This window comes from Peptoniphilus harei (assembly GCF_900454685.1).
GTDB classification, from domain to species: domain Bacteria; phylum Bacillota; class Clostridia; order Tissierellales; family Peptoniphilaceae; genus Peptoniphilus_A; species Peptoniphilus_A harei.
Window position 1 is genome coordinate 1 of sequence record NZ_UATM01000027.1, and the last position, 6,468, is coordinate 6,468.

The window sequence follows — 6,468 nt, forward strand, 5'->3', positions numbered from 1 at the left end:
GATGTAAATGATAATAGTGTTAAAAGAATGGTTGCAGATTTTACTAATCTTCTATTAGTTGAGTGTGAAAAAAGAATGAAAAATTTTTAGATAGAGTGAAAACTATATCTGGCACATTTTTAGAAAATGCCTCTCAGCTCATACTCTGGAGTGCAGGTACAAAGAGATGTTTATAAAGAAGTTGGAAAAACTATCAATATTGCACCTGTGGTGTTTGCTTGTAATATAGATTATCCTTTAGAGACTCAGGAAACAAGAAAAATATTCGGGAAAATAAACTATATGGTATCACAAACTCCACAAGTTTGGCTCGATTTTCAAACTTATTAGTAGATGATGAGATTGTATTATGCTGGGATGTGGTTGATGAATTATATCCAGATGGAATGATTGATGATATGTTCGACTCTTTATACACTTTATTACAATCATTAAGTGATAATGAAAATTGGTATAGATTGCCTGAAATTCTTCCGTTGAATCAGATTGAAGATAGAGAAAAAGAATTAAAAAATATTTTGCCTATGAGTTACCCTAAACAAACTCTCTATACAGAATTTCTTGATAGGATTAAAGTAAACCCGGAAAAAGTTGCTATTGTGGATGCACAATCCGGTATTGAATTAACTTATGGAGATTTATACAAAAAGGCGTTAATTATTGCAACAAATTTAATTTCTTTTGGAGTAAAAAAGAATGACTACGTGGGAATAACATTGCCAAGGGGATATAGTCAAATAGTTGGTATTTTAGGAATTTTATTTGCCGGCGCAGCATATGTTCCTATCGGTATTAATCAACCCAACGAAAGAAGAAGGAAAATATATGAACAGATAGGAATAAAACATGTCTTATCCAATAAAAATACAATAAGGGATTTTAATTTAGATGATACAGATATCACATTTGTTGATATAGATCAATCAACTATTCAAAGTATAATTGAAAAACCTGTCAATATTAGTCCGTTTGATACAGCCTATGTAATTATGACATCAGGAACGACGGGAATTCCTAAAGGTGTGGAAATTGCACACAATAGTGCTGTTAATACAATCAATGACTTAAATGAAAGATATGAAGTAAATGCCAATGATAGCGTAATAATGGTATCAGCAATTGATTTTGATTTATCAGTTTATGATATTTTTGGAATATTATCGGCTGGAGGAACCATCATTACTTTAGATGATAATAATTTCAAAGATCCGGAACTTTGGTTAAAACTTATTGAAAAATATGAAGTAACAATGTGGAATTCGGTGCCAATTCTTTTTGATATGCTAGTAACTATGGCAGAGGGTAAAGATGTTTCTATTCCATTGAGATTAGTTTTTCTTTCTGGAGACTGGATTGCAACAACATTACCTAAAAGATTTTATAACAGAAGCAAAAATTCTCTTGTAGTTGGAATGGGAGGAGCAACGGAGGCATCCATATGGTCAAACTATATCAATATTTCAAAAGAAATACCTGAAAATTGGATTTCTATTCCGTATGGAAAAGCGTTAAAGAATCAAGTCTATAGAGTAGTTGATGGTTTAGGAAGAATATGTCCTAACTATGTTAAAGGAGAATTGTTAATTGGTGGGGTTGGTGTTGCAAAGGGATATAGGGAGATAAGGAATTAACAGAAAAGAAATTTGTAGAATCGGATGGAGTTAAATGGTATAGAACTGGAGATGCTGGAAGAACATGGAATGATGGAACTATTGAATTTTTAGGAAGGCTTGATAATCAGGTAAAAGTTAAAGGGCATCGAATAGAACTTGGAGAAATTGAAGATGCTTTAATTGGAAATCCTAAAATTAATAAAGCTGTTGTTGATGTTATTAAGATAGGCACTAATAATCAATTGGTCGCATTTATTGAAAGTAATGAGAGTAAGGATCATGCATTAACTAGATTAAGTAGTAATGAAAAAATAAATAAACTGAAATCTGAATACATTGATTATGATGAGTATCTAAATAGTGAAAATAATATGGTTTTAGGTTTGATATTTTCTATTTTCATGGATTTGGGTATTAGTCAAGGAAAAAGGTATTCTTTTGATGAAATAATGAAATTTGGAGAAATAGATATAGGATACGAATTGCTCGTAAAAAGATGGCTATTATTATTGCAAGAGCATAGTATGATAAGTTTAGAAGATGGTATTTATTTATTTAAAAAAAATAGATATAGCATTAGACACAACAGTCAACCTAGATAATTTCAAAAATAATGTGTAGATATTATACAGGGTAAGAAACAAGCTGTTGATGTGTTTTATGCTTCTGAATCTAAACTTAGTCCTTCCAGACTTTTGAAAAAACTGAAAAATTATAGAGAAAATATAAATGAACTTATTGAAATTATAAAGATGGTATTTGATGGCAAAAATAAAAAGCTTAAGATTTTAGAAATAGGTGGAAGAAATAGCGAATTAACAGAAGAGATAATTACAAACTTTGAAGATAAAATCGAAAAATATGTTTATACCGACACTTCGCTATATTTTTCAAATGAGTTTGAAGGCATAAAAAATAAATATACTTGTTTCGAGTTTATAAAAATAAATTCTTCAAGTAAGTATTTGGAAAATTTTAAAACGGAAAAATTTGATATTGTCATATTATATAATTCGCTACATCGTTCTCATAATATTTCAGATATGTTGCGTAATATAAAAACCATATTATCTCCTATGGGCGTTGTGATTGGAACTGAAATAAATGATGAATTATTATTACCAGAAATTAGTGCATCTGTATTAGAACGTGGTTTTATTGATTTTGATTTGTTAGAGCGTAATGGAAAAATTATTCCAAATATTAAAAACATTAAAAATGCAAGTGAAATTGTAAATATAAAATTGAGTATTTATCTAATGAGACTGAAATTAACAAAATGGGAAGTATGATATATGTTCTTTAAAAATAACAAAATAGATGTTGAACAAGATGAATTAATTAAATTTTTAAAGAACAAGCTTCCTGAATACATGATTCCATTTGAATTTGTAATAGTAGGAGAAATGCCTTTAAATAAAAATGGTAAAATTGATAGAAAAGAATTAAGGAAATTGATAGAAGACATGATAATCAAGATTCTGGTTATGATAGCAAAAGTATTGAAGGTAATAATTTTTAGAAAGATGATAAATTTCTTAATTGTCAATTTTTTATAATAAGAAATTTTAAACGATTTGAAGATTTCCATATTAATTATTTTCAATTCAGGCAAGATTTTCTTACTTCGGAAAAATTTTCGTAGTTAAGAGAATTTCTTTTACAAATATATTAGAAGTCTTAAATATTCTTATTTAAAATTTCTATTATAATATTGACTAAAATTTACCATAAATGAAATTTATCTGTTCAAAATTTTACCTTCAATACTTTTGCTATCATACCAGAATCTTGATTATCATGTCCTTCTATCAATTCCTTAATTCTTTCTATCATTTACCATTTTTATTTAAAGCATTTCTCCTACTATTACAATTCAAATGGAATCATGTATTCAGGAAGCTTGTCTTTAAAAATTTAATTAATTCATCTTGTTCAAATCTATTTTGTTATTTTTAAGAACATATATCATACTTCCATTTTGTTAATTTCAGTCTCATTAATAAATACTCAATTTTATATTTACAATTTTCACTTGCATTTTTAATGTTTTAATATTTGGATAATTTTTCCATTACGCTCTAACAAATCAAAATCAATAAAACCACGTTCTAATACAGATGCACTAATTTCTGGTAATAATAATTCATCATTTATTTCAGTTCCAATCACAACGCCCATAGGAGATATATGGTTTTTATATTACGCAACATATCTGAAATATTATGAGAACGATGTAGCGAATTATATAATATGACAATATCAAATTTTTCCGTTTTAAAATTTTCCAAATACTTACTTGAAGAATTTATTTTTATAAACTCGAAACAAGTATATTTATTTTTTATGCCTTCAAACTCATTTGAAAAATATAGCGAAGTGTCGGTATAAACATATTTTTCGATTTTATCTTCAAAGTTTGTAATTATCTCTTCTGTTAATTCGCTATTTCTTCCACCTATTTCTAAAATCTTAAGCTTTTTATTTTTGCCATCAAATACCATCTTTATAATTTCAATAAGTTCATTTATATTTTCTCTATAATTTTTCAGTTTTTTCAAAAGTCTGGAAGGACTAAGTTTAGATTCAGAAGCATAAAACACATCAACAGCTTGTTTCTTACCCTGTATAATATCTACCACATTATTTTTTGAAATTATCTAGGTTGACTGTTGTGTCTAATGCTATATCTATTTTTTTAAATAAATAAATACCATCTTCTAAACTTATCATACTATGCTCTTGCAATAATAATAGCCATCTTTTTACGAGCAATTCGTATCCTATATCTATTTCTCCAAATTTCATTATTTCATCAAAAGAATACCTTTTTCCTTGACTAATACCCAAATCCATGAAAATAGAAAATATCAAACCTAAAACCATATTATTTTCACTATTTAGATACTCATCATAATCAATGTATTCAGATTTCAGTTTATTTATTTTTTCATTACTACTTAATCTAGTTAATGCATGATCCTTACTCTCATTACTTTCAATAAATGCGACCAATTGATTATTAGTGCCTATCTTAATAACATCAACAACAGCTTTATTAATTTTAGGATTTCCAATTAAAGCATCTTCAATTTCTCCAAGTTCTATTCGATGCCCTTTAACTTTTACCTGATTATCAAGCCTTCCTAAAAATTCAATAGTTCCATCATTCCATGTTCTTCCAGCATCTCCAGTTCTATACCATTTAACTCCATCCGATTCTACAAATTTCTTTTCTGTTAATTCCTTATCTCCCCTATATCCCTTTGCAACACCAACCCCACCAATTAACAATTCTCCTTTAACATAGTTAGGACATATTCTTCCTAAACCATCAACTACTCTATAGACTTGATTCTTTAACGCTTTTCCATACGGAATAGAAATCCAATTTTCAGGTATTTCTTTTGAAATATTGATATAGTTTGACCATATGGATGCCTCCGTTGCTCCTCCCATTCCAACTACAAGAGAATTTTTGCTTCTGTTATAAAATCTTTTAGGTAATGTTGTTGCAATCCAGTCTCCAGAAAGAAAAACTAATCTCAATGGAATAGAAACATCTTTACCCTCTGCCATAGTTACTAGCATATCAAAAAGAATTGGCACCGAATTCCACATTGTTACTTCATATTTTTCAATAAGTTTTAACCAAAGTTCCGGATCTTTGAAATTATTATCATCTAAAGTAATGATGGTTCCTCCAGCCGATAATATTCCAAAAATATCATAAACTGATAAATCAAAATCAATTGCTGATACCATTATTACGCTATCATTGGCATTTACTTCATATCTTTCATTTAAGTCATTGATTGTATTAACAGCACTATTGTGTGCAATTTCCACACCTTTAGGAATTCCCGTCGTTCCTGATGTCATAATTACATAGGCTGTATCAAACGGACTAATATTGACAGGTTTTTCAATTATACTTTGAATAGTTGATTGATCTATATCAACAAATGTGATATCTGTATCATCTAAATTAAAATCCCTTATTGTATTTTTATTGGATAAGACATGTTTTATTCCTATCTGTTCATATATTTTCCTTCTTCTTTCGTTGGGTTGATTAATACCGATAGGAACATATGCTGCGCCGGCAAATAAAATTCCTAAAATACCAACTATTTGACTATATCCCCTTGGCAATGTTATTCCCACGTAGTCATTCTTTTTTACTCCAAAAGAAATTAAATTTGTTGCAATAATTAACGCCTTTTTGTATAAATCTCCATAAGTTAATTCAATACCGGATTGTGCATCCACAATAGCAACTTTTTCCGGGTTTACTTTAATCCTATCAAGAAATTCTGTATAGAGAGTTTGTTTAGGGTAAACTCATAGGCAAAATATTTTTTAATTCTTTTCTCTATCTTCAATCTGATTCAACGGAAGAATTTCAGGCAATCTATACCAATTTTCATTATCACTTAATGATTGTAATAAGTGTATAAAGAGTCGAACATATCATCAATCATTCCATCTGGATATAATTCATCAACCACATCCCAGCATAATACAATCTCATCATCTACTAAATAAGTTTGAAAATCGAGCCAAACTTGTGGAGTTTGTGATACCATATAGTTTATTTTCCCGAATATTTTTCTTGTTTCCTGAGTCTCTAAAGGATAATCTATATTACAAGCAAACACCACAGGTGCAATATTGATAGTTTTTCCAACTTCTTTATAAACATCTCTTTGTACCTGCACTCCAGAGTATGAGCTGTGAGAGGCATTTTCTAAAAATGTGCCAGATATAGTTTTCACTCTATCTAAAAATTTTTCATTCTTTCTTTCACACTCAACTAATAGAAGATTAGTAAAATCTGCAACCATTCTTTTAA

Annotated in this window: 6 protein-coding genes and 1 pseudogene; 4 read left to right on the forward strand and 3 right to left on the reverse strand. The window is 28.8% G+C overall.

Going from position 1 to position 6,468, the window contains the following annotated elements; all coding sequences use genetic code 11:
• Nucleotides 1–305: 305 nt before the first annotated feature.
• From DRZ96_RS11510 to DRZ96_RS01205, 4 genes are all read left to right on the forward strand, one after another.
• Nucleotides 306–1,631 carry an AMP-binding protein gene (locus DRZ96_RS11510; protein WP_256584777.1) on the forward strand — a complete coding sequence of 442 codons (1,326 nt, stop codon included), beginning with the start codon at nucleotides 306–308 and terminating at the stop codon, nucleotides 1,629–1,631.
• 224 nt (nucleotides 1,632–1,855) lie between these two features.
• Nucleotides 1,856–2,215 (forward strand): hypothetical protein, encoded by a 360-nt coding sequence (locus DRZ96_RS11515; protein ID WP_172605440.1) that lies wholly within the window; start codon nucleotides 1,856–1,858, stop codon nucleotides 2,213–2,215.
• A gap of 51 nt (nucleotides 2,216–2,266) precedes the next feature.
• Nucleotides 2,267–2,905, forward strand: coding sequence for a class I SAM-dependent methyltransferase (locus tag DRZ96_RS01200; protein WP_172605441.1), 639 nt, complete (start codon nucleotides 2,267–2,269; stop codon nucleotides 2,903–2,905).
• 3 nt (nucleotides 2,906–2,908) lie between these two features.
• On the forward strand, nucleotides 2,909–3,172 hold the full coding sequence (locus DRZ96_RS01205) for a hypothetical protein (RefSeq protein ID WP_112889281.1): 264 nt from the start codon (nucleotides 2,909–2,911) through the stop codon (nucleotides 3,170–3,172).
• A gap of 609 nt (nucleotides 3,173–3,781) precedes the next feature.
• Here the strand turns inward: DRZ96_RS01205 and DRZ96_RS01210 are convergent.
• The 3 genes and pseudogenes from DRZ96_RS01210 to DRZ96_RS11520 all read right to left on the reverse strand — a co-directional run.
• A complete protein-coding gene (locus tag DRZ96_RS01210) occupies nucleotides 3,782–4,255 on the reverse strand; it encodes a class I SAM-dependent methyltransferase (RefSeq protein ID WP_112889282.1) in 474 nt (157 codons plus the stop codon).
• Nucleotide 4,256: 1 nt separating this feature from the next.
• Nucleotides 4,257–5,885 (reverse strand): amino acid adenylation domain-containing protein, encoded by a 1,629-nt coding sequence (locus DRZ96_RS01215; RefSeq protein WP_256584778.1) that lies wholly within the window; start codon nucleotides 5,883–5,885, stop codon nucleotides 4,257–4,259.
• A gap of 164 nt (nucleotides 5,886–6,049) precedes the next feature.
• Nucleotides 6,050–6,468: pseudogene (locus DRZ96_RS11520) on the reverse strand (hypothetical protein); the annotation flags it as partial.